The following is a 21,126-nucleotide window of genomic DNA, read 5'->3' on the forward strand; positions in this document are numbered from 1 at the left end:
TGCTTGTCACATGGGGACACTCCCATCGCGGGGTGTGTCGGTGCAGCCGCTGATCCGCGCCGCGACGCTCGACGGCTACCTGGAGTTGGCCACGGCCCTCGGCCTCGACGGGCCGGCTTTGCTCGCGCAGGTGGGTCTGGCTCTGGCTGACCTGCAGGATCCGACGTCCTGGCTGCCGGCGAAACGCGCCGTGCGACTGCTGGACCTGTCCGCCAAGCTCTCGGCGCGCCCCGACTTCGCGGTGCTGCTCGGCGACCGGCGGCGCCTGGCAACTCTCGGGCCGATCAGCATCGCGGTGCGCGAGGAGCCGGACCTGCGACATGTCCTACAGGTCCTGACGGACCACGTGGTCACGTACAACGAGGCCCTGCGCATGCACCTGGACGAGAGCGAGGGCACCGCCACCGTCCGGCTCTGGCTCGAACTGGGAGTGCCGGCGCCCTTGTGGCAGGCCACTACCTTCGCCGTCGCTGCACTCAACGGCGTCATCCGGGCGGGCGCGGACGACGCGTGGCGCCCACTCGGCGCGCACTTCCCCTATTCGGCTCCCGCGGACGTCAGCGCCTACCGCAACGCGTTCGGCCCCGGCGTGCACTTCGACCAGCCCTTCGCGGGCCTGACCCTGCGCACCCGCGATCTCGCCAACCCGAACCGGCTCTCGGACCCGCTGCTACGACCCTACGCACGACAGTTCCTCGAAACCGCCGTCGCCCGCAGAGGGCCGAGCGTTACTACCCGGGTCACCGAGCTGGTCGAGCTGCTGCTGATCTCTGGGCACTGCTCACTGACCGCCGTCGCCAAGGCCCTGCAGGTGGATCCTCGCACCCTGCGGCGACACCTGGCAGCCGAGGGCACCACGTTCACCGCCATCGTGGACGACACGCGGGCCGCCATGGCCGAGCGCCACCTCGGCAGCGGTGGCCAGCCGCTCACGGAGATCGCCTACCTGCTCGGATTCGACACACCCGCCGCGTTCAGCCGATGGTTCAAGCACCGGTTCGGCATGACGGCCCGGGACTGGCGCAAGGTCTCCCGCGGTTAGGGTCGGCGCGAACCAGCGGCTGCACGAACCGACCTGCTATGGGGGTGTCCCCATATGACAAGCATGCGTCCGGTTCGGTGTAGTGCGGTCCCGGTAGTGCTTTCTACGCTCGAAGAGCGCTGCAACCGCGTCGATGGGTTGCCTCCTGAGCCCAGCGGGAGACCGCCCAGGCACCCGGACCCCTCCGGGGCCTCCGTCGGGTGCACGTCCGCAGGGTCGGAGAGCGCAAGCGGTCGCGCTGTTGCTCCTGTTGCAGGCGACCGCCTGGTCGTTCTTTGGGCCCCGCGACAACAAAGGACAAATGAAAGTACCTCCCGAGATTGCCCGACGGCTCACCTGGCTGGGATTAGGGGATGCGGCACGCGTTCGCACGTGTCGCCCTTGACGGTTCCGCGGTGAGACCTCCGACATTCATGACGAAAGGAGCGCCATGAGCGCCGCCACCCTCCCGCCTGCCCCGGACACAACGCTGCGACAGCTGACCGTTGCCGACCGATGCGACCGCTGCGACGCCCAAGCGTGGCTGAAGACAATCGACAGGGCTGGTCTGGACCTGCTGTGGTGCGCGCACCACGGACGCGTTCACCTGCCGGCGTTCCCGGACCAGGGCCTGGAGGTCGTCGTCGACGAACGCGAGTACCTGAGGGCCGCACCGAACCCGTCCGAGGACGCGGACTGACACGCCCCTGCCCTCTGGCGGCTGCGCGTCCTTCGGGCGCTGCTGAGGACCGACACAGCAGCGCCAGCTACCCGCCAGCCGCTACCGGAACCGAGCCTCCCAGCACAACCAGGCACTCGGCTAGAACCCATGAGATCCGGATGTTTGTGTCGGGACATGCGACGCGAGTGAAGTGGCGACTCGAGGAGGGGCCAAGGTCGCGCCACGCCGGCCCAGTCGACCTCGGCGACACGGTTATCCACTCTGGCCCAGCCGATCGTGGAGCACCAGCTGCCCCAGCCAGCCACCGACATGGCGACGCCCACCAGCCCCGCCAGCAGCATCACGAGGACCGCGACGGCCACTCTGGAAGCCGTCCACCGCTGCCACTCCGGCGTCGTCCAAGGCACCGACCCACCTCCGCCACGAGGGTGGCGTCCTCGAAGGCTCGGCCGCCTGAGCTCTCGCACTCAGAATCGCGCCAAGGGCGGCAAGAGCGGACGTCCGGTCAACTCTTGACGTCACCTGACAGCGGCACCTGTGGCTACCTCGTTGCTGCTCACGATGAGGGTCAGTCGCGATCTGCGGCGACGTAGTCGGTCAGCTTGCGCTTGTCCTGCCCGAGCTGTTTGACGTTGAAGCCGAGTGTCTTGCTGGCCTGCTTGGCCGTGAGGGTGAATACGGGCGTGTCGTTGCTGGTCACGGTGACCGAGTCGAGGTTGCCGATGGTGCCAAGTACCTTCGTCGCGGCGGGAGTGAAGTCGATCGCGTCGAGGGGCTTGCCGTCCACCTCCGTGCTGGGAAAGGTGACTGTGAGGTCGTAGGGGGCGTTCACGGTCTGCAGTTTGATGCTGTACGAACGGGGTGGGCCGAAGTTGGCGTCGGCGATGAGTGCGAGGGCCTTGTTGCTGTCCCCGACGTACGGGGTGCGGTGCGCCCAGAGGGCGTCGGACTCGGCGTCGACCCCGGCACCGGCGGAGGCATCGACCGAGCACCCGGTCAGCGGGACAGCGACGAGCGAGGCAGCGAGGACGAGTCCGGCGGCTCGGGAGCGAGTGGCGCGACGGTTCATGGATGTTCTCCTGGGGGTGGCGCCGGTGGGTGGCCAGTTGGGGGCCCTGGATGACCCGTCGGTCTCCAGACGGCTCCGCGGCCGGGGCCGTTCCGCAACAGAGGGGTCGTGCGTTTCGTCAGGGGCCCGTTCGGCTTCGACGCCCGCGCCAGATCCGTGCGCTCCGCCGTCCGTTGGGCAGCTGCGGCCAGGCAGCCATGGCCGGGTCCGTCAGCGAGGTGGCGAACGGTGCCGCCCACTCCTTTGGGCGCATCGCCGGACACCCCCGCGAAGCGGCACCGCCGGACTCGACGTCGTTGCTGCTCGACTCCTACGCGCGAAACTGGGCGCGGTGGCTCGTTGGTGTGGTTCCGAGTCGTGCTGTGAAGTGTTTGCGGAGTAGATCGTCGGAGGCGTAGCCGGCAGCGTGGGCCACCTCCTGGATGGACAGGTCGCTTTGCTCGAGCAGCCGTTGGGCTTCCCGGACGCGCAGATCGTTGAGCCAGGTGATCGGGCTGCGTCCGACGCGGTCGGCGAACCAGCGGTGGAACGTCCGCGGGGATAGCGAGCAGGCTGCGGCGAGGTCGTTCACGCTCCAATGCCGGCGAAGGTCGCGTCTCACGGTGAGCTGGAGGCGCTCCACGGTGGGCGTCGCGCTGGCCGGGGTGATGGTGTCGGCGTACTGGGCCTGGGATCCGGGACGGAAGACTGGCGTGACCATCGATCTGGCGACCGTCTCGGCCGCGGCGGCGCCCCAGTCGGTGCGCACGAGGTGGAGGAGCAGATCGATGCCGGCGGTGACGCCGGCCGAAGTCCAGACCCCGTCTGCGCCGCAGTAGAGGTCGCGGGGGCGCACGTCGACCGCGGGATAGCGCCGAGCGAGGTCCTCGGCGAAGCGCCAATGGGTCGTCGCGGTGCGGCCGTCGAGCAGGCCGGCTGCCGCGAGTGTGAACGCGCCGCTGCACAACGAGGCGACCGTGACACCGGCCGCGGCCGCGGCGGCGACCGCCGCGACTTCCGTCGGATCGGGGTCGGCGAGGGGGTCCTCAACCCCGGGCACCACCAGAAGGTCGAGGCCGGCGGTCCCGTCGAGATCGTCATGCCGTCGCAGCGCGTGCACCTCGTCCAAGTCGGTCACCGGCGCCGCGGCCAGGATGCGGATCTCGGGGCGAGGCAGCCCGCGGTCGGAGCGGTCGTCATAGACCTCGCGGACCACCGCGATGTCGAAGGCGCGGCGGCCGGGGCCGATGAGGATGCCGACGACGGTCATGGCGGGATCTTAGTGAAGACTGACATCCGTGCCAGTGGTGGCAGGCCAGTGCAGTCGGCTGGACTGTGGCCATGACGAAGATCGGTAGGGCGGCCCTCGTGGTCGTCGATGTGCAGCAGGGCTTTCTCGACGCGAGCTGGGGGGCGACCGCCAACTACCCCGGTTGCGAGACCAACGTCGAGCGGCTGCTCCAGGCGTGGGTCGAGCGTGGCCTGCCCGTTGTGGTGGTCCGGCACGACAGTGGCAAGCCGGACTCACCGTTGCACCCCGCGCATCCCGGGAACGCGCTCATCGCGCCGGTCGCCGATACGCCTGCGGACCTGCTGGTGACCAAGAGGGTCAACTCGGCGTTCTACGGCAGCCCAGACCTGGAGGCGTGGCTGCGTGCGGCCGGCATCGATCAGATCGTCGTGTGCGGCATCCAGACCAACATGTGTGTCGAGACCACCGCCCGGATGGGCGGCAACCTCGGCTTCGATGTCGTCGTGGCCCTCGACGCGACCCGGACCTTCGACCTCTGCGGGCCCGACGGCACCGTCGTGCCGGCCGCAACCCTGATGCAGGTCACCGCCACCAACCTCCATGGCGGGGGCTTTGCCCGCATCGCCTCAACCGATGCGCTCCTCGCCGAGCTGAGCCCGTCGCTGACCGCGAGGTGACCAGAAGCAGGTCGGTGGCCAGCGACCACGGCTCGCGAAGCGCCTCCCGCAGGGCGCCCTCCAACTGACGCCCAGCGGACCCTTGACCCCTTACAGAGCAGGATCGAGCTACCAGTCGCAAAAGGCAGTCTCGCGAGGGTGAGCGGATCCCTCATTCCCAGCGGTCATCCCTCCGATGTCGACACCCGACGAGCGGCAGTTCCGGACGTTCAGTCGGGACCCTGTCCGAGCGCAAGCGCTTCCTTGAGCTCTTCCGCTTCCTCGTCCAGCAGGGCACGCTCACGCTCCTTCCAGTCGGCAGTAGTCGAGAAGCCGTCTCCCGCGTAGCGAGGGATCACGTGCAGGTGGAAGTGGAACACCTCCTGGAAAGCGGCTTCGCCGTCGGCCAGGAAGACGTGGATCCCATCGCAGCGCAAACCCGTGCGCCGCAGTGCTCGTGCCATCTGGTGGCCGATGGACCACACGTGAGCGCTGGTTGCTGCATCAACGTCTTCGAGGCCGACGGCATGTTCGCGTGGCACGACGAGAAGGTGACCGTTTGTGACTGGGTTCAGATCCATGAACGCGACGACGGTCTCGTCTTCGTAGACCGCGCTGGCTTCTGCCTTCTTCGCCGCAATGGCGCAGAAGATGCACTCGTCTATCCCACTTGCCGGTGCTTCAGTCACGGGAGTGATCGTGTCAGGCCGCTTGGCGACGGGCCGCCAGGTTGTTGACGACCCAGAGGCAACGTTGCCCGGGCGTTGGCACGACCGATTGAGACGGATGAGTGCGTTGACGCCTAAGGTCTTGAAACCATGAAGCGCGTCTCGGTGGTCGGCAGTTCGGGCTCTGGCAAGACGACTGTCGCCCGACGGCTTGCCGAGGCGCTTGGCGTCCCCCACGTCGAGTTGGACGCTTTGCATTGGGGAGAGAACTGGAGCGCCGCGACGAATGCCGAACTGTCCGAGCGCGTGGGGGCCGCGACCGCCGGTGAGGGCTGGGTGGTTGACGGCAACTATTGGAGCAAGATCGGTCCGCAGGTGTGGACCAGGGCCGACACTGTCGTGTGGGTCAGCCCACCGCGATGGCGCGTTATCCGGCAGTCCGTGACCCGGGCCGTGCGGCGAGCGGCCACACGTGAGGAGTTGTGGGCCGGCAACCGGGAAAGCTGGCGTGGCCTGATGTTCTAGCGCGGGGAGGATTCGATCCTCTGGTGGGCCTGGACGACGTACGCACGCACTCAGGAGCGCTACGCCCACGCGATGAACGACCCGCAATGGAGACACCTCGCCTTCCATCGGCTGCGGACGCGTCGGGAGATCGACCGCTTCGTCGCTCAGGTGAGCCCGCACAGCAGGGCCATGCCCGAATAGCTACCCAGCACTGGTGGGCGCTCATCTACTCGAGTGGTGTCCCGTGCCTCGACCCGCGCAGCTCGCGGCTTGAGCGTGCACCTGTTGAGCCAGGACTCAGCGAGTGTGAACCGGATGGGAGGATGGCTGCCACTCCCGCTTGAGCAACCCGAAGACCCAGGAGTCAGAGACCTGGCCATTCACGACGCAGTCTTCACGCAAGGTCCCTTCGCGCACGAAGCCGAGCTTCTCAAGCACGCGGACGGATGCGATGTTGCGCGTATCTGCCTCAGCCTGGACACGATTCAGGTCCAGCGTGTCGAAGGCCCATTGGAGCAGAGCACGCGCGGCCTCCGCCGCATAGCCGTGGCCCCAAGACGCCTCGGTGAGGCAATAGCCCAGTGAGGCGCTCCTGTAGTTCGGATCCCACTTGCTCAGGTGGCACCACCCGATAAACGCTCCGTCGGAGTCGCGGTCCACCGGCGACCCGCGCCGCGGTGCCCTCTTCGGCCATCTGCTGGCAGCCCTTGATGAAACGTTCGGAGCGCCCGCGATCGCTCCAGGGTGCCGAATCCCAGTAGCGCAGCACAAACGCATTGCTCTGCAACTCGAAGAGGTCGTTCGCGTCCGTGTCGTTGAAGGGACGCAGTCGGAGGCGAGGAGTCAGCAGCGCGGGGGTCGGCAACATTTGAGTCGTGCCTCTCTCCGGTCGTTGGCCAGTCCACCCAACCTCCCGTGATGCCCGTTCGCAACGCGATTCCTCGGCCTGCGAGCAAACAATGAAAGCCCTCGGCACGACGGATCAGCGGCATGGTCGGGAAACACGGCACTGTCGAACGGCCGGATGAGAGCGTGGACCACACCAGCGTTCACACACAGGGGGTCCGATGGGCGCACGCGCAACAGTGCTGCTGGCTTTGGTTGTGGCAGCGGGGGCACTGGCGGCCTGCGGGACAACGCCTGCGGGGGACGCCTCCCGAAGCAGCGAAACGCCGGGCACGGGAGCTGGCGCCAGCGCCCCGCTGGCTTCGAGTACATCCAGTACATCGAGCGCATCGAGCGCATCGAGCGCACCGATCGCACCGAGCGCACCGAGCGCATCGCCGGTCGGCGCATCGACGTCGAACCTGCTGGGCCCAGTCTTGGCGGGCATCGACCCGGCGAAGCTACCCTCCACCGCCTCGGCCGTAGTGACTGTGCTCGGGAAGCTTCCCCCGACGCTGAACGGGCACCCGGTGACCAAGCGCACCAAGACGTTGGTGGACTACGCAGACGGGACCGGGCTGGAAGCGCAACCTCTCGTAGAGGCGGCCGGCCAGGGCATCACCATGGCTCAGTTCTGGCCCCACCTGGAAGCCGGCCACCCCGGCGACTTCACGGTCACGAGCCACAGCAAGCCGGGCGAACCCTTGCTCTGGCTCACCGCCGACGGTCAACCGCCCTATCAGGCGATCGTGGCGGCGGTGGCATCCCCCACCGGCTCGTGGGTGTTCGCCGTCGAGGCGCCATCCGAGAAGGCCGCGAACGACCTACTCACCGCCCTCCGAGCCGCCTTGGCCTAGCGAACGACACCAAAGCAGCCCTTCCACCCCTCCTCAGTGAGCGACTGTCGGTTTGCCAGGCGCTGTAGCGACTCTCGGCAACGTCCTCACATCGGCCATGTCCGGTAACGAGCAAGCACTTGGGGTGGGTGGGGGAGGACCTCCGGATCCGAGGCCGCGTCCGGCTCGCGTCGAGGGTGGCCGCCCGACATGGACGGTCCGTCGGACTCCGCTAGGGACGGCGCGGCGCGTGGCAACGCTGCCGGCGAGGCTGATGAGTCGAGCGTGCAATGACGCTGTCTTTCCCATCCCGAACGCTCGAGCCCAGACCTCGGTAGCGAGCTCCCGGTCGTCCTGGCTGATGTCTTGACGTCGAGACGCCGTGCGACAACTCGTGCGTAACTGGCGGCGATCCTCGGCGTGACGTGGTCACTGACGGTTACCCGGTAGAGCCGACGGCTGGCGGGCCGAACGGCTCAGGACAGGACGAAACCGCAGGTCAGAGGCTTCTGACCTGCGGTTTCGGGTTGTGGCCAGGGGCGGGGTCGAACCGCCGACCTTCCGATTTTCAGTCGGACGCTCGTACCAACTGAGCTACCTGGCCGGGACAACGAGTGGAACTATAGCCGACCTGCGATGCCATCCCGCAAACCGCCCATCGCCCACCGCTGCCCGGCCCGGAGCGCCCAGGGCGACCCTTACGCAGCCGGGCCCTTGGTCCGCACGTCGGCCACGTGCTCCATCGCGTCGCGCAGCTCACCGAGCCAGTCGCTCTCGTGCTGCCCGACGAGCTTGACGCACCACGCCAGCGCCTCGGCCCGCGAGCGGGCGACGCCCGCGTCGACGAGCGTGTCGAGGACGAGCCGCTCGGGCTGGCGCAGCCGGGTCATGGTGGGGGCGGCCACGTGCGTGAACAGCTCGGTGCGGTCGCCGATGCGCACGGCCCAGGAGACCTTGCGGTCGAAGCGGTGCTCCGCCTCGCGGGCGACCTCCATCCGCCGCCCGCGGGTGTCCTCGCGGAAGGCGCGGGTGCGGCCGGCTCGTGCCTCGGCGCGTTCGGCGTCGCTCGAGCCGTCCGGGAGGTCGACGTCGGCGATCGTCAGGACCACGGTGATCTCCTCGCGGTCGACGGTGATCTCGGGTGGCGTGCTGCGCCACTCCTCCGGGAGGCGGCCGACGAACCAGCCGCGCACCCGCTCCAGTGCTTCGTTCGTAATCATGTAATCAGGATTACTCGCTTACGCACGGAGGTCAACGGGTTACGCCCCCGGCGAAAGCGAGAGGGCGTATGCCGTGGGCCCGGGCGAGACGGCATACGTCCTCGGTGGTCGGCTGGCGAGGCGCGTGGGCGCTGGACGCCTAGAGTGGGGGACCGTGCAGTTCCTCAACGGCCTCCAGCCCCAGCTCGACCTCACCTACGACGACGTCTTCATGGTGCCGAGCCGCTCGTCGGTCACGAGCCGCCTCGACGTCGACCTCTCGACCGTGGACGGGTCGGGCACGACCATCCCGATCGTCGTCGCCAACATGACGGCGATCGCCGGCCGCCGGATGGCCGAGACGGTGGCCCGTCGGGGCGGCATCGCCGTCATCCCGCAGGACATCCCCGTCGAGGTCGTCCGAGAGGTCGTCGGCTGGGTCAAGCAGCGCCACCTCGTGCACGACACGGCCATCACCCTCGAGCGCCACATGACCGCCGGCGAGGCGCTCGTGCTCATCGGCAAGCGCGCGCACGGCGCCGCCGTGGTGGTCGACGGCCCCAAGCCGGTCGGCATCGTCACCGACAAGGACCTGACGGGCGTCGACCGCTACACGCAGGTGCACGACGTCATGCACGAGGACATGCTCGTCCTGCCCGAGAGCCTCGACCCGCAGGAGGCGTTCGAGCGCCTGTCGGCGGCGCGGCGCAAGGTCGCGCCGGTCGTCTCCGAGCACGGCGAGCTCGTCGGCATCCTCACCCGTGGCGCCGCGATCCGTGCCGGCCTCTACCAGCCGGCGGTCGACGGCTCCGGACGGCTCCGGGCGGCTGCCGCCGTCGGCATCAACGGCGACGTCGCGGCCAAGGCCGCCGAGGTCCTCGACACTGGCGCCGACGTCCTCGTCATCGACACCGCGCACGGGCACCAGGACAAGATGATCGAGGCCCTCCGCGCCGTCCGGGGGCTCGACCCGCAGGTACCGGTCGTCGCCGGCAACGTCGTGTCGGCTGCCGGCACGCGCGAGCTGATCGAGGCGGGGGCCGACATCGTCAAGGTCGGCGTCGGGCCCGGCGCGATGTGCACGACCCGCATGATGACCGCCGTCGGGCGCCCGCAGTTCTCGGCGGTGCTCGAGTGCGCCACGGCTGCAAGGGAGCTCGGCAAGCACGTGTGGGCCGACGGCGGCGTGCGCCACCCGCGTGACGTGGCGCTCGCGCTCGCTGCCGGTGCCGCCAACGTCATGATCGGCTCGTGGTTCGCCGGGACGCTCGAGTCGCCGGGCGACCTCTACACCGACAACGACGGCCGCCAGTACAAGGAGTCGTTCGGCATGGCCAGCAGCCGGGCCGTTCGCAACCGCACCGCCACCGACACCGAGTACGACCGCGCCCGCAAGGCCCTCTTCGAGGAGGGCATCAGCACCGCGCGGATGTACGTCGACCCGGCGCGCCCGTCCGTCGAGGACGTCCTGGACCAGATCGTCGCGGGGCTGCGCAGCAGCTGCACGTATGCCGGTGCGCGCACTCTCGAGGAGTTCCACGAGCGGGCGGTCGTCGGGCTCCAGAGCACCGCCGGCTTCGCCGAGGGTCGCCCCCTGCACACTTCCTGGTGAGGCTCGCCGCCTGACGTGCGGTCCGCCTCGGCTCAGGATTGGACGCACCTCGCCCGGGCCCCCGGGCTGTGGATGACGCGCGCAGAAGGGCCTGCCGATCGAGCAGGGTGCTTCCATGACCCTCGACGAGCAGCTCGGTGAGCAGGTCCCGGCCGACGTCCTGAGCCCAGCACGACGGCTGGAAGAGGCGAGGGACGACCTCGAGCGCCGACGACGCCTCGGGGCCCGACTGGCCGAGGCGCGTACGGCGCTCGCCGCTGCCCGCGAGGAGAGGGGCGGCCCGGCCCGGCGCGTGGACCGGGCGTCGACCGGGCTCGACCGGATGACGGGCGGCACGGCCGTCGCGCTCTGGTCGCGACTGCGCGGTCGGCGCGACGGCGACCTCGCGCGCCTGCGGGCCGAGCTCGAGCGGGCCCACGCCGACCTCGCGGTCGCGGATGCGCGCGTCGGCGCGCTGCGGGCCGAGGTGGACCGGCTCGTCGAGGAGTCCGAGGAGCTCGTCGACGCGGACCGGCGCGAGCAGTCCGCCCTCGAGGACCTGGCCCTCGGCGGCCTCGCGTGGGACGGGCAGGACCCCGTCCACGTGGCCCAAGCCAGGGCTGAGGTGGGCCGCCGCAACGTGGTCCGTGAGCTCGACGTCGCCTTGGCGACGGGGATGGGACTGCTGCGCTCGCTCGAGCTGGTCGAGTCGCTGGCCGTGGCGTTCCAGGGGCTCTCGTGGACCGACCACTACGACGTGGCGAAGTCGCGGCTGAAGTACCAGAAGCTCGCAGAGCTGGTCCCGCACGTGCACGCGGCCAACGACGGTCTGGCCGGCTTCGCCGCACGGGCCGGGGCGTTGGGCGCGCTCGAGAAGGGAGCGCTGCCGGCCCTCGACGCCCCGCACATCGATCGGCGCGTCCGCGCCGCCGACGAGTGGCTCGACGACCCCGTCAGCGACGTGCTCGTGCTGTCCGAGTCGCGCCGACTCGTCGACGCCGCACGGCTGGTCCTGGGCTGCGTCGAGGAGGCGGTGGCCGAGCTGCGCCGCCAGCGCGAGCTCGTCCCGAACGGGTGACTGCGTCAGTGGCGCTTGCGACCGACCTCGACGATGCGCCAGCCACGCTCACGGGCCAGCTCGCGCAGCTCGCGGTCGGGGTTGACCGCGACGGCGGTGCCGACCCGCTCCATCATCGGCAGGTCGCTGATCGAGTCGCTGTACGCGCTGCAGCGGTCGAGGTCGTAGCCGCGCTCGGCGGCCAGCTTCTCCATCTCGACGACCTTGCCTGCGCCGTAGCAGAACTCGCCGGCGAGGTGCCCGGTGTAGCGGCCCTCGTCGTCGAGCTCGCTGCGGGTGGCGACAGCCCCCTCGAGCCCGAGAGCCGTCGCGATGCGGCTCACGAGCTCGATGGGGGAGGCCGACACGACGATCCGGTCGTGCCCGAAGGCGCGGGCGTCGGCCAGCAACGTCATGGAGGCCGGGATGGCCTTGCGGACGATGCCCGGCACGATCGCGTCGGTGAGGTGGATGATCTCCGACTGCCGGATGCCGGCGACGGCCCGGAGGATCCGCTCACGCAGCGCCTCCGAGCCCTCGTCGGTCGAGCCCTTCCGGTGGAAGGTGACCGCGTTGACGGTGTCCTTCACGAGGTCCTTCCACGGCACGTGGCCGCTGCGGAAGGCCGCGATGGCGAGCGGGTAGTTCGCCGAGCCGCGGATCAGGGTCCGGTCCAGGTCGAAGAAGGCTGCCGTCGGCGCGCCGGACACCGGGCTCGACATCGGGCTCATCCCAGGTTGGCGACGAGCGGCAGCGCGGGGCGCCGCGGCGGCACCGCGGCGTTGACGGCCTTGGCGGCCGGCTTGGGGCGGTTGGGCAGCGCGAGCCGGAAGACCTTGGCCCACGCCTGGCCGACCTGCTTGGGCAGCGGGCCGGTCGTGTAGGGCAGGCCGTAGCGCTGGCAGATCTCGCGGACCTCGACGGCGACCTCGTGGTAGCGGTTGCTCGGCAGGTCGGGGAAGCAGTGGTGTTCGATCTGGTGGCTGAGGTTGCCGGTCATCAGGTGCATGAGCTTGCTGCCGGAGATGTTGGCCGAGCCCAGCATCTGGCGGATGTACCAGTCGCCGCGCGTCTCGCCCTCGATCTCCTCCTCGGTGAAGACGTCGACCCCGTCGGGGAAGTGGCCGCAGAAGATGACCGAGTGCGCCCACACGTTGCGGATCGCGTTGGCCGTGAAGGTCCCGATCAGGGCCTGCTTGCCCGAGCCGAAGGGCGCGGCGGCCAGGGGCGTCGCGACGTAGTCCTTGGAGAACTGGCGCAGCACCTTGCGGCCCACGGCCTTGAGGTCCTTCTTCAGGGCTTCCTTGGACTTCTCGCCCTCCTTGACGGCCTCGAGCTCGAGGTCGTAGATGGCGATGCCCCACTCGAAGAAGGGAGCCAGGATGCCGTTGATCACCGGGTTGAGGATGTTGAACGGACGCCACGGCTGGTCCTCGGCCATGCGCAGGGTGGAGTAGCCCACGTCCTTGTCCTTGCCCAGCACGTTGGTCCACGTGTGGTGCAGGTCGTTGTGGGTGTGCTTCCAGGCGGCGGCGGGCGTGACGAAGTCCCACTCCCACGTCGTGGAGTGGATGTCGGGGTCACGCATCCAGTCCCACTGCCCGTGCAGGACGTTGTGGCCGATCTCCATGTTCTCGAGGATCTTGGCGATCGAGAGCATCGCGGTGCCGGCGACGAACGCGGTCTTCTTCTTCGAGAGCAGCAGCGTGGCGCGGCCGGCGACCTCGAGGGTGCGCTGGACGCGGATGACGCGGCGGATGTAGGCCGCGTCCTTGGCGCCGCGCGTGGCGATGATGCGGTCGCGCAGGGCGTCGAGCTCCTTGCCGAGGCGTTCGACGTCGGCCTCGGACAGGTGGGCAGCGGCGCTGGGACGCTTGACGGGTCCGCCGGACGCGGCGAGGACCGGCTTCCTGGGCCGGGTCGTCACGGTGGTGCCGGCGGGGGTGTCGACGGCGATGGCCTCGGCGGCGCGGGTGGGCGCCGTCGTCGGTCGGTTCGTGGTGGCGGTCATGGGTGTTTCCTTCCTAGATGTCCAGGTGGACAGGTCCGGCGGCCGCGTTGACGCAGGTCTGGATCAGCTCGCCCTCGTCGCCGTGCACCTCACCGGTGCGCAGGTCGCGGACCTTGCCGGCCACGAGTGGGACGAGGCAGCTGCGGCAGATGCCCATACGGCACCCGCTCGGCATGACCACGCCACACTCCTCACCGGCCTCGAGGAGGGGGACGTCGCCGCCCGCCTCCACTTCCTTGTCCGACTTCTCGAACGTCAGCAGGCCACCCTCGCCGCCGGATCCCTCCAGCAGGACGGGTGCGAAACGCTCGATCGTCAGGTTGGTGTGGGTGTCGTCGTCACCATCGCGCAGCCACAGCTCCGTGGCCGCGTCGAGGAACTCCGTGGGCCCGCAGGCGTATGCAGCCCGCTCGCGCCAGTCGGGACAGAGCGTCTCGAGGTCGGTGGGATCCGAGAGGTCGAGGCGGCGGCCGCCCTCCGCGCGGGTGAACCAGTGGCGGACGGTGAGGCCCGGGAACTGGTCGGCCAGCTCGAGCAGCTCGTCGTGGAAGAGGGCGTCGTCGCGGGTGCGCGCCGAGTGGATGAGCACGACGTCGGCGTCCGGGCGGCGGGGGACGAGCGTGCGGATCATCGACATCACCGGGGTCAGGCCGCTGCCGGCGGTGAGCATCAGGAGCGGTCGCGGGTGCTCGGGGAGCACGAAGTCGCCCTGCGGGGTGTCGAGGAAGAGGATGTCGCCGACCTTGGTGTCGCGGGCGAGTGCCGTCGAGACCGTGCCGATCGCCGTCACCGTGATGGCGGGGTCGTGGCCCACGGCGGCCGACAGGGAGTAGCTGCGCCACTGACGCACGCCGTCGATCTCGACGCCGATGCGCGCCCACTGCCCGGCGGCGTGCGGGTTCCAGCCGCGGCCCGGGCGGAAGTGGATCGTCGTCGAGTCGGGCGTCTCGCGTTCGACCTTCGTCACGACGCCGCGCAGCTGTCGAGCGGACGCAAGCGGGTTGACGAGGTTCAGGAAGTCCTCGGGCTCACGCGGGGTCGTCAGGATCGACGCCACACGCCGGAGAGCTCTGAACTGGGTCATGACTTCCATTGTGGCCTTCGAGGCCCTGCCGCATCTTGGGGTGAGGCGTACTCTTTGGCTACAGAAACTGTTTCCCTACGACAAATTCCGGGAGGACGCCGTGGCGCAGGCCACATCTGACCCGCCATGGTTGTCTCTCCCCGCCGAAGTCGCGACCGTGATCCGTCCCGTGGTGACCGACATCGTGGAGGCCATCATCGAGGGCATACCCCGTGACGTCCCCGTCTACGCGATGCCGATGGAGGGACGCTTCGGGCAGGGCGTGCGGCAGGGCGTGACGGTGGCCCTGAACCGGTTCCTCGACCTGCCCGGGACGCGCTTGCCGGCCCTGTCGGAGGACGGGAAGTGGGTCTACGAGAGCCTCGGGCGGGGAGAGGTCCGCTCGGGTCGCAGCCTCGAGTCCCTGCTCGCGGCCTACCGCTACGGCGCGAGGGTCACGTTCCGGGCGATCTCCCGCACGGTGGACGTCTCACAGCTGGCACCCGACGTGCTGCTGTCGCTCGGGGAGTCGCTCTTCGCGTACATCGACGAGCTCTCGGCCGCCAGCGCCCAGGGGTATGCGCAGGAGCAGTCGGAGCGAGCCGGCGAGCAGCAGCGGCTGCGGGGCGAGCTGCTCGAGATGATCCTGCGCGGCGACTCCAGCGACGGCGGCGTGGCGCGGCTCGCGGCTGCCGTGGGGTGGACTCTTCCTGAGGTCGTCGTCGTCGCCCTCGTGCCGTTCCCGCACGTCGAGGGCCTGCGTGCAGGCCTGGGCCCGGAGGGACTGGTGGCCGAGCGGGGCACGGACGTCGTCATCGTCTACCCCTTTGGCAGCCAGCCGTCGCGCCGGCGGGAGCTCGATCGGGCACTGCGCGGGCGCCCGGCCATCGTCGGGCCGGCGCGACCGTGGCAGCAGGCCGGAGAGTCGCTGCACCTGGCCACCTCGGCCGGCGCGCACGGCGTCGGCACCCCGGAGGGCGGCGCCGGTGGAGTGGCCCCCGTCTGGGTCGAGGACCACCTCGCGGAGCTCGTCGTGCACGCCGAGCCGCTGGCCACGGCCGAGCTGGCCCGCACGCGCCTCGCCCCGCTCGACGGGCTGCGTCCGGCCGTGCGTGAGCGGCTGACCGAGACGCTCCTGTCGTGGCTGCGCCACCAGGGGCAGCGGGCCCCGATCGCCGAGGAGCTCTTCGTCCACCAGCAGACGGTGGGCTACCGCGTGGCCCAGCTCAAGGAGCTGTTCGGCGAAATGCTCGACGACCCGGAGGCCCGGTTCGAGCTCGAGCTCGTGCTGCGCGCCGGCCACCGCTGACCCGATCCGCTGACCCGGTCCGTCGAACCGACCCGGTGCCCGACGTGCGAAGAGGCGCCGCTCTCTGCTGAGAGCGGCGCCTCTTGGTGTGGCGACCCCGACCGGGCTCGAACCGGCGACCTCCGCCGTGACAGGGCGGCGCGCTAACCAACTGCGCTACGGGGCCTTACTGGGTGGTGCGTGTGGAACTGTACTGCGTATCCCCAACGGGATTCGAACCCGTGCTGCCGCCGTGAAAGGGCGGAGTCCTAGGCCGCTAGACGATGGGGACCTGCCCGACCTATCCGTTGGGACGTCGAAACTATAGGGGAGTTTCCGGTGCCCGACCAAATCGGCTCCGAGCCCCCTCCGACGGGCCGGTCCTCAGCCCTTGGCCCACGCCCGGACCTCGTCGACGGACCAGGTCGTGACGATGCGCTCGGCCGGGATGCCGAGCCGCTCGGCGCGCTCGCACCCCAGCGACTTCATGTCGAGCTGGCCCGGGGCGTGCGCGTCCGAGTCGATGGTGAAGAGGCAGCCGAGGTCTCGGGCGAGCTCGATGAGCTCGTCGGGCGGGTCGCACCGCTCGGGCCGGGAGTTGATCTCGACCGCCACGTCGTTCTCGAGACAGGCCCGGAAGACCTTCTCGGCGTCGAACTGCGACGGCGGCCGCTTGCCGCGCCCCCCGGTGACGAGCTGGCCGGTGCAGTGGGCCAGCACGTTGGTGTGCGGGTTGCGCACCGCCGCGACCATGCGCGGCGTCATCTCGAACGCCGGTTGGCGCAGCTTCGAGTGGATCGAGGCCGTGACGACGTCGAGCTGCTCGAGCATGTCGTCGTCCTGGTCGAGGGTACCGTCGAGGTGGATGTCGACCTCGATGCCCTTGAGGAGCGTGAACGCGTCGCCGAGGCTCGCGTTGATGGCCTCGACGCGCCTCAGCTGGTCGGTGAGGCGCTCACGGCTCAGGCCGTTGGCCACCGTGAGGCGGGGGGAGTGGTCGGTCAGGGCCATCCACTCCTGGCCGAGGTCGACGGCTGCCAACACCATCTCCTCGATGGGGCTGCCGCCGTCGCTCCAGTTCGAGTGGGCGTGCAGGTCGCCGCGCAGCGCGGCATACAGCTCGGCGCCGCCTCGGGTCAGCGGCTCGCCGTGCTTCTCCTCGGCGGAGACGAGGTATGCCGGCAGGACCCCGCGCACGGCCTGACCGATGATCGCGGCGCTCGAGTCGCCGATCCCCTTGAGCTGCTTGAGGGTTCCGGTCTCGACGCGCTCGCGCAGCTCCTCCTCGGGGACGAGCGTGATGGCCTCGATCGCCTTGCGGAACGCGTCGATGCGGTAGCTGCTCTCCCGGCCGCGTTCGAGCAGGAAGCAGATGCGACGCAGCGCGTCGAGCGGGCTGATCGGGGCCTGCGGCGGCGTCGGCTGCTCCATGCCGGCAGCCTAGCCGCGGCGTGCCCGAGGCCGCCGGGTCCGGCGGGGCTCGTCACCGTTGCAGGGGCGGCAAGGTCCTGCCCTCGGGGAGCTTCCCCGAGGGGTTCGCCGGAGCGATGACGACGCGGACGAGATCGCCGTACTTCTCGGTGAGCAGCCGCTGGTCGGACCCCTCGGCGACGACCACGACAACTCGGTCGGCGCGGCCGTCCTGGGTGACGCTGACGACGTCGACTCCCTTGTCGCGCCAGAGGTTTCGCTCCGCCACGATCTCCTGCTCGACCCTCTGCTTCTCGGTGAACGGGTGGCTTCGGATGACGAACTCCACGTCCGCGGGCGCCGGCATCGCGCCCCTCACGAACGCCTCGAGGGTGGGGTCGTGCCGGGTCACGGCGACGGCCACGCGGTCGCCTGCCGGGGTGACGGCATACGCCCCCGAGAAGACGTCGGGCCAGCGGGCGGCCACGGCGGGCTCGATCGCGTCGAATGCGTTCGTCTGGCGCGTCGAGAGGGTGCCGAACCACCGCGTGGTGTCACGGGCCGACGGGACGGAGGGGGCCGCGCCCGGGGCAGTCGGCGGTGCGGCGCCGCGCAGCGAGTCGCTGGAGCCGGCCGACGAGCCTGCGGCGCTCCGTGCAGTCGTGCCCGACGAGGCGCTGTTCGAGGACGATCCCTGGGTGGCGGCGACCCACGTGCCGCCGACCGCGCCGACGACGAGCACGGCCGCGGCCGCGCCGAGCAGCGTGGAGCGACGCCGGGAGGTGCGGGCGCGCCCACGCATCAGGGCGCGTTGGGCGAACAGGTCGTCGCGGGGTGGCTCGAGGTCGTTCATCGCCGACAGTGCCTTTCGCAGCTGCAGCTCGCCCGGCTCGGGTGCGCCGGCGGGCCCGCGTGTCGTGTCGTCCGTCATGAGACCGCTCCTGCGCCGCTCAGTGGTGGGTCGGCGAGCCGGCCCCGCAGGGCGGCGAGGCCTCGCGAGATGTGGCTCTTGATCGTGCCCTCGGCGACACCCGTGCACTCGGCGATCTGCGGCACCGTCAGGTCCTCCCAGAAGCGCAGGACGAGGATGGCGCGCTGCTTCTCCGGGAGGTCCTCGAGCAGGGCGGTGAGGGTCATCGCGAGCTCCCGGTCGTGCTCGACCGTGGCCGGCTCCGGCGCCTCGTCGGTGAGGACCTCGCGTCGCCGCTTGCGCTGGTCGTTGAGGAAGAGGTTCATCATGGTGCGTCTCGTGTAGGCGGTCTCGGCCCCGGCGGCGATGCGCGGCCACGCGACGTAGACGCGGGCCAGCGCCTCCTGGACCAGCTCGTCGCCGTCGGCCCAGTTGCCGCAGAGCAGGTAGGCGCGGCGGCGCAGCATCGTCTGCCGCTCCTCCACGAAGCTGCGGAACGCCGCCTCGTCCCTGCGTCTCATGAGCTCCCGCCGGTTCGGTCGTCAGGCTTCGAGTGTCTCGTACACCTGCTTGGACACTCGCGCGACGAGAACCGTTGCACTCCCCGGCCGCTCTCCGTCAGGGGGGCGTATGCCGTGTGCCGTGTCGCGCGCTCCGCGCTCAGCGGACGCGGCCGAGGGCGAGGAGGGCGAACATCAGTGCGGCGACGGTCTCCCCGTCGTCGATGCCGCCGCGCCGGACCAGGTCGAGCACCTCCGGGACCGGGATTCGCCGGACCTGGCTGATCCCCTCCTCGGTACGGGCGGCGTCGTGGTCGCCCGGCGCCGAGGACAGGCCGGTGGCGAGGTAGATGACCTCGGGGGCCCGGCAGATGCCGTTGAGGGCGTTCATGGTGCCGACCTGCTGCCAGTGCTCGGCCACGAGCCCGGTCTCCTCGGCGAGCTCGCGCTGGGCCGCCCGGAGGGGGTCCTCGCCGTCGGTGCCGCCGGCCGGGACCTCGACCGAGTGGCCGACGGTGTGGCGGTCGACCGTCACGAGCACCACCTCGTCCTCGTCGGTCAGGGCCACGACGAAGACCGCCGGGCGCCGCACCTCGACGACGCCGTAGGTCCCGTCGCTGCCGTCGGGCCGGGTGACGGCGTCCTCCCGGACCCGGATCCACGCGTTCTCGTAGACCAGTCGGGACTCGGTCGTCGGCCACGTCATGGGGCGATCCTGACGCACGCGGCCCGACTCGACCAGCCTCGACCAGCCCGATTCAGCCCCGACCAGCCCGATTCAGCCCCGACCAGCCCGATTCAGTCCAGGAGCGTCAGCAGCACCATCGCGCGCCCCGCGGTGCCGGCACGCACCTCCTCGAGGGTGGGCATCCGGTCGACGTTGACCTTGAGGCCGACGCGGTTGGCGCGCTTCGGTCCCACACCCTGCAGGAGCCGGAGGAAGAGCTCGGCGACGCGGTCGGGGTCCTCCTCCAGGACGGCGTGCGCGCGGCGTCGTCGCCCGTCGAGGGTGACCTCGAGGTCGGCTCCGCCGCGCAGGTTGACCCTCCAGGCGCCGCCGCCGAAGGTCACCAGCCGGCCGTCGAGCTCGTGGCGCCCGACCGGGACGTCATAGACCCTGCCCGTGCGCCGGCCCCGCACGTGCAGCACCATCAGGCCCCCGCTGGCGATCCGGTGCAGTGGCGAGGACAGCACCGCGCGCAGCACCGGGTTGATGATCCTGACCATCGTGGCGGGGGCGAGGCGCTGCTCCACCGCCGGTCTCGTGGTGTCGGCCATCACCTCAGGATCGCACCGGCGCGAGGCTGTCACCGGGCGATCCGTCGAAGCGCACGCTCAGGCGGCCGTGCGCTCGAGCGCGAGCAGCTGCTGCTTGCTCGGCAGGCCGCCGAGGTAGCCGCCGAGGGAGCCGTCCGAGCGCACGACGCGGTGGCAGGGCACGACGATCGGCAGCGGGTTGGTCGCGCACGCCGAGCCGACGGCGCGCACCGCCTTGGGGCTTCCGGCCGCGGCAGCCACCTCGCGGTAGCTCTCCGTGGAGCCGTAGGGGATCTCTCGGAGGTGCCGCAGCACGGTGAGGCGGAAGCCACGGGCCAGGCGCAGGTCGAGGGGCACGTCGAAGCCGTGCCGGCGACCGGCGAAGTAGTCGTCGAGCTCGCGGGCCAGCGGGTCGAGGCGGTGGCCGCCGCGCAGGATCCGCGGTCCGATCGTGGTGCCCAGCGCGTCGAGGACCCGGTCGTGGCCCTCCAGCTCGAAGGCCACGCGCACGACTCCTTCCGGCGTGGCCGCGAGCAGCAACGAGCCCAGTGGTGAGTCCACCGTGCGGTAGGTGACGTCGAGGGCGTCCTGGCCCTCGGCTCGCGCCACAAGCTGTGCGTGCAGCGTCGCGAGGCGTGCGGCCTCTCCGGCCGGGGGCCCCTCGAGGAGCTGGATCCAGCTGTCAGACATGGGTGGTCACCCTTCCGTGAGGTGCGTAGGTGGCTCGAAGCCGTGCGATGCCGTCGGCTGCCGCACGACGCGCGGCGGCCGGTGTGCCGCCGACGATGCGCGCGACCTCGGGGTGGGGCAGTCCGGCGACGTGGTGGTAGGCCACGCAGAGCCGCTGCTTGTCGGGGAGTGCGGCCAGGCACGCCCACAGCTCCTGGTCGAGCAGCGCCTCGCCGGGCTGGTCCGCGGCAGGCGCCGTCGTGTCGGGCACCTGCGCGACCGGCACGGCGTGGCGGCCCCGGGCACGGACCACGTCGAGCGCCTTGCGGTGCGCGATGGTGACGAGCCAGGCGCGGACGTTCGCGTCGTCGGGCAGGCCCGGCCACGCCCGCAGGGCGGCGAGGAAGGTCTCCGACCACGCGTCGTCGGCCTCCTCCGGGCCCAGCACCGCGCGGCACACGCGCAGCACGACGGCTCCGTGCTCGGTGACGGCCTGCTCGAACGGTCGCTTCATGCCCTGTAGACGCTCCGGCCTCGGGAGGTGTGAGGTCACCCAGTGTGGCGGACGCGACAGGACGCGCGCCGGAGCGGGGACGAAGACCAGCCCGCTGCGGGC

Annotated in this window: 23 protein-coding genes and 3 tRNA genes; 8 read left to right on the forward strand and 18 right to left on the reverse strand. The window is 70.6% G+C overall.

All coding sequences use genetic code 11. The features are described 5' to 3' along the window. Positions 1-10 precede the first annotated feature (10 nt). Positions 11-1,042, forward strand: coding sequence for an AraC family transcriptional regulator (locus ABD241_RS12685; RefSeq protein ID WP_344062920.1), 1,032 nt, complete (start codon positions 11-13; stop codon positions 1,040-1,042). A gap of 430 nt (positions 1,043-1,472) precedes the next feature. Continuing rightward, positions 1,473-1,721, forward strand: coding sequence for a DUF7455 domain-containing protein (locus tag ABD241_RS12690; protein ID WP_344062923.1), 249 nt, complete (start codon positions 1,473-1,475; stop codon positions 1,719-1,721). Between the two features lie 550 nt (positions 1,722-2,271). Here the strand turns inward: ABD241_RS12690 and ABD241_RS12695 are convergent. Both ABD241_RS12695 and ABD241_RS12700 read right to left on the reverse strand, forming a co-directional pair. After that, on the reverse strand, positions 2,272-2,772 hold the full coding sequence (locus tag ABD241_RS12695; RefSeq protein ID WP_344062927.1) for a DUF4825 domain-containing protein: 501 nt from the start codon (positions 2,770-2,772) through the stop codon (positions 2,272-2,274). 310 nt (positions 2,773-3,082) lie between these two features. Next, positions 3,083-4,021 carry a GlxA family transcriptional regulator gene (locus ABD241_RS12700; RefSeq protein ID WP_344062930.1) on the reverse strand — a complete coding sequence of 313 codons (939 nt, stop codon included), beginning with the start codon at positions 4,019-4,021 and terminating at the stop codon, positions 3,083-3,085. A gap of 98 nt (positions 4,022-4,119) precedes the next feature. On the opposite strand from ABD241_RS12700, the gene ABD241_RS12705 reads away from it, so the two are divergent. Further along, positions 4,120-4,680 carry a cysteine hydrolase family protein gene (locus tag ABD241_RS12705; RefSeq protein WP_344062933.1) on the forward strand — a complete coding sequence of 187 codons (561 nt, stop codon included), beginning with the start codon at positions 4,120-4,122 and terminating at the stop codon, positions 4,678-4,680. A 209-nt stretch (positions 4,681-4,889) separates the two neighbouring features. On the opposite strand, the gene ABD241_RS12710 is transcribed toward ABD241_RS12705, so the two are convergent. Next, positions 4,890-5,348 (reverse strand): HIT family protein, encoded by a 459-nt coding sequence (locus ABD241_RS12710; protein ID WP_344062935.1) that lies wholly within the window; start codon positions 5,346-5,348, stop codon positions 4,890-4,892. 129 nt (positions 5,349-5,477) lie between these two features. Here ABD241_RS12710 and ABD241_RS12715 point away from each other — a divergent pair, with 129 nt between their 5' ends. Then, positions 5,478-5,852, forward strand: coding sequence for an AAA family ATPase (locus ABD241_RS12715; RefSeq protein ID WP_344062938.1), 375 nt, complete (start codon positions 5,478-5,480; stop codon positions 5,850-5,852). 279 nt (positions 5,853-6,131) lie between these two features. Here ABD241_RS12715 and ABD241_RS12720 read toward each other — a convergent pair whose 3' ends face one another. After that, complete coding sequence (locus tag ABD241_RS12720; RefSeq protein WP_344062940.1) at positions 6,132-6,494, reverse strand: GNAT family N-acetyltransferase; 363 nt, start codon at positions 6,492-6,494, stop codon at positions 6,132-6,134. A 755-nt stretch (positions 6,495-7,249) separates the two neighbouring features. Here ABD241_RS12720 and ABD241_RS12725 point away from each other — a divergent pair. Then, complete coding sequence (locus ABD241_RS12725) at positions 7,250-7,576, forward strand: hypothetical protein (protein WP_344062943.1); 327 nt, start codon at positions 7,250-7,252, stop codon at positions 7,574-7,576. Positions 7,577-8,085: 509 nt separating this feature from the next. On the opposite strand, the gene ABD241_RS12730 is transcribed toward ABD241_RS12725, so the two are convergent. Next, positions 8,086-8,159: transfer RNA gene (locus tag ABD241_RS12730), tRNA-Phe, on the reverse strand. 94 nt (positions 8,160-8,253) lie between these two features. Further along, the gene (locus ABD241_RS12735; RefSeq protein ID WP_344062946.1) at positions 8,254-8,775 is read right to left on the reverse strand and encodes a hypothetical protein; all 522 of its coding nucleotides are present in this window, start codon (positions 8,773-8,775) and stop codon (positions 8,254-8,256) included. A gap of 154 nt (positions 8,776-8,929) precedes the next feature. Here ABD241_RS12735 and ABD241_RS12740 point away from each other — a divergent pair, with 154 nt between their 5' ends. Next, a complete protein-coding gene (locus ABD241_RS12740) occupies positions 8,930-10,366 on the forward strand; it encodes a GuaB1 family IMP dehydrogenase-related protein (protein WP_344062948.1) in 1,437 nt (478 codons plus the stop codon). A 115-nt stretch (positions 10,367-10,481) separates the two neighbouring features. Then, the gene (locus tag ABD241_RS12745; RefSeq protein ID WP_344062951.1) at positions 10,482-11,423 is read left to right on the forward strand and encodes a hypothetical protein; all 942 of its coding nucleotides are present in this window, start codon (positions 10,482-10,484) and stop codon (positions 11,421-11,423) included. 5 nt (positions 11,424-11,428) lie between these two features. Here ABD241_RS12745 and ABD241_RS12750 read toward each other — a convergent pair whose 3' ends face one another. From ABD241_RS12750 to ABD241_RS12760, 3 genes are read right to left on the reverse strand one after another with little or no spacing between them, the layout of a single operon-like run. Next, positions 11,429-12,124, reverse strand: coding sequence for an HAD family hydrolase (locus ABD241_RS12750; RefSeq protein ID WP_344062954.1), 696 nt, complete (start codon positions 12,122-12,124; stop codon positions 11,429-11,431). A 5-nt stretch (positions 12,125-12,129) separates the two neighbouring features. Next, entirely contained in the window at positions 12,130-13,413 is a 1,284-nt protein-coding gene (locus ABD241_RS12755) for a fatty acid desaturase family protein (protein ID WP_344062958.1), read from the reverse strand. 13 nt (positions 13,414-13,426) lie between these two features. Beyond that, positions 13,427-14,497, reverse strand: coding sequence for a ferredoxin reductase (locus ABD241_RS12760; protein WP_344062960.1), 1,071 nt, complete (start codon positions 14,495-14,497; stop codon positions 13,427-13,429). On the opposite strand from ABD241_RS12760, the gene ABD241_RS12765 reads away from it, so the two are divergent. Continuing rightward, entirely contained in the window at positions 14,496-15,785 is a 1,290-nt protein-coding gene (locus ABD241_RS12765) for a PucR family transcriptional regulator (RefSeq protein WP_486388858.1), read from the forward strand. The two genes, ABD241_RS12760 and ABD241_RS12765, sit on opposite strands and share 2 nt — an antisense overlap. Before the next feature lie 89 nt (positions 15,786-15,874). On the opposite strand, the gene ABD241_RS12770 is transcribed toward ABD241_RS12765, so the two are convergent. From ABD241_RS12770 to ABD241_RS12810, 9 genes are all read right to left on the reverse strand, one after another. Further along, positions 15,875-15,951: transfer RNA gene (locus tag ABD241_RS12770), tRNA-Asp, on the reverse strand. Between the two features lie 32 nt (positions 15,952-15,983). Further along, positions 15,984-16,056 (reverse strand) — tRNA-Glu (locus ABD241_RS12775). Between the two features lie 92 nt (positions 16,057-16,148). Beyond that, a complete protein-coding gene (locus tag ABD241_RS12780) occupies positions 16,149-17,195 on the reverse strand; it encodes a PHP domain-containing protein (protein WP_344062967.1) in 1,047 nt (348 codons plus the stop codon). Positions 17,196-17,247: 52 nt separating this feature from the next. Next, the gene (locus ABD241_RS12785) at positions 17,248-18,105 is read right to left on the reverse strand and encodes a hypothetical protein (RefSeq protein ID WP_344062969.1); all 858 of its coding nucleotides are present in this window, start codon (positions 18,103-18,105) and stop codon (positions 17,248-17,250) included. After that, on the reverse strand, positions 18,102-18,605 hold the full coding sequence (locus tag ABD241_RS12790; RefSeq protein WP_344062971.1) for an RNA polymerase sigma factor: 504 nt from the start codon (positions 18,603-18,605) through the stop codon (positions 18,102-18,104). The genes ABD241_RS12785 and ABD241_RS12790 overlap by 4 nt, the downstream gene beginning before the upstream one ends. A gap of 139 nt (positions 18,606-18,744) precedes the next feature. Further along, positions 18,745-19,290: an NUDIX domain-containing protein gene (locus ABD241_RS12795; protein ID WP_344062974.1), complete on the reverse strand. Its 546-nt coding sequence runs from the start codon at positions 19,288-19,290 to the stop codon at positions 18,745-18,747. A gap of 92 nt (positions 19,291-19,382) precedes the next feature. Beyond that, the gene (locus ABD241_RS12800) at positions 19,383-19,862 is read right to left on the reverse strand and encodes a PNPOx family protein (protein ID WP_344062977.1); all 480 of its coding nucleotides are present in this window, start codon (positions 19,860-19,862) and stop codon (positions 19,383-19,385) included. Between the two features lie 57 nt (positions 19,863-19,919). Next, complete coding sequence (locus tag ABD241_RS12805; RefSeq protein ID WP_344062980.1) at positions 19,920-20,531, reverse strand: methylated-DNA--[protein]-cysteine S-methyltransferase; 612 nt, start codon at positions 20,529-20,531, stop codon at positions 19,920-19,922. Beyond that, positions 20,524-21,024 carry an RNA polymerase sigma factor gene (locus tag ABD241_RS12810; protein WP_344062983.1) on the reverse strand — a complete coding sequence of 167 codons (501 nt, stop codon included), beginning with the start codon at positions 21,022-21,024 and terminating at the stop codon, positions 20,524-20,526. The genes ABD241_RS12805 and ABD241_RS12810 overlap by 8 nt, the downstream gene beginning before the upstream one ends. Positions 21,025-21,126 lie beyond the last annotated feature (102 nt).

Origin of the sequence: Terrabacter lapilli, assembly GCF_039531305.1 — a bacterium.
Classification (GTDB): Bacteria; Actinomycetota; Actinomycetes; order Actinomycetales; family Dermatophilaceae; genus Terrabacter; species Terrabacter lapilli.

Coding starts and splice junctions, on each gene's coding strand:
- ABD241_RS12805 (WP_344062980.1), bottom strand. CDS start 20,531: ATGTCTGACAGCTGGATCCAGCTCCTCGAGGGGCCCCCGGCCGGAGAG.
- ABD241_RS12685 (WP_344062920.1), top strand. CDS start 11: ATGGGGACACTCCCATCGCGGGGTGTGTCGGTGCAGCCGCTGATCCGC.
- ABD241_RS12735 (WP_344062946.1), bottom strand. CDS start 8,775: ATGATTACGAACGAAGCACTGGAGCGGGTGCGCGGCTGGTTCGTCGGC.
- ABD241_RS12690 (WP_344062923.1), top strand. CDS start 1,473: ATGAGCGCCGCCACCCTCCCGCCTGCCCCGGACACAACGCTGCGACAG.
- ABD241_RS12800 (WP_344062977.1), bottom strand. CDS start 19,862: ATGGCCGACACCACGAGACCGGCGGTGGAGCAGCGCCTCGCCCCCGCC.
- ABD241_RS12795 (WP_344062974.1), bottom strand. CDS start 19,290: ATGACGTGGCCGACGACCGAGTCCCGACTGGTCTACGAGAACGCGTGG.
- ABD241_RS12790 (WP_344062971.1), bottom strand. CDS start 18,605: ATGAGACGCAGGGACGAGGCGGCGTTCCGCAGCTTCGTGGAGGAGCGG.
- ABD241_RS12700 (WP_344062930.1), bottom strand. CDS start 4,021: ATGACCGTCGTCGGCATCCTCATCGGCCCCGGCCGCCGCGCCTTCGAC.
- ABD241_RS12760 (WP_344062960.1), bottom strand. CDS start 14,497: ATGACCCAGTTCAGAGCTCTCCGGCGTGTGGCGTCGATCCTGACGACC.
- ABD241_RS12755 (WP_344062958.1), bottom strand. CDS start 13,413: ATGACCGCCACCACGAACCGACCGACGACGGCGCCCACCCGCGCCGCC.
- ABD241_RS12780 (WP_344062967.1), bottom strand. CDS start 17,195: ATGGAGCAGCCGACGCCGCCGCAGGCCCCGATCAGCCCGCTCGACGCG.
- ABD241_RS12695 (WP_344062927.1), bottom strand. CDS start 2,772: ATGAACCGTCGCGCCACTCGCTCCCGAGCCGCCGGACTCGTCCTCGCT.
- ABD241_RS12785 (WP_344062969.1), bottom strand. CDS start 18,105: ATGACGGACGACACGACACGCGGGCCCGCCGGCGCACCCGAGCCGGGC.
- ABD241_RS12750 (WP_344062954.1), bottom strand. CDS start 12,124: ATGTCGAGCCCGGTGTCCGGCGCGCCGACGGCAGCCTTCTTCGACCTG.
- ABD241_RS12715 (WP_344062938.1), top strand. CDS start 5,478: ATGAAGCGCGTCTCGGTGGTCGGCAGTTCGGGCTCTGGCAAGACGACT.
- ABD241_RS12810 (WP_344062983.1), bottom strand. CDS start 21,024: ATGAAGCGACCGTTCGAGCAGGCCGTCACCGAGCACGGAGCCGTCGTG.
- ABD241_RS12745 (WP_344062951.1), top strand. CDS start 10,482: ATGACCCTCGACGAGCAGCTCGGTGAGCAGGTCCCGGCCGACGTCCTG.
- ABD241_RS12765 (WP_486388858.1), top strand. CDS start 14,496: ATGACTTCCATTGTGGCCTTCGAGGCCCTGCCGCATCTTGGGGTGAGG.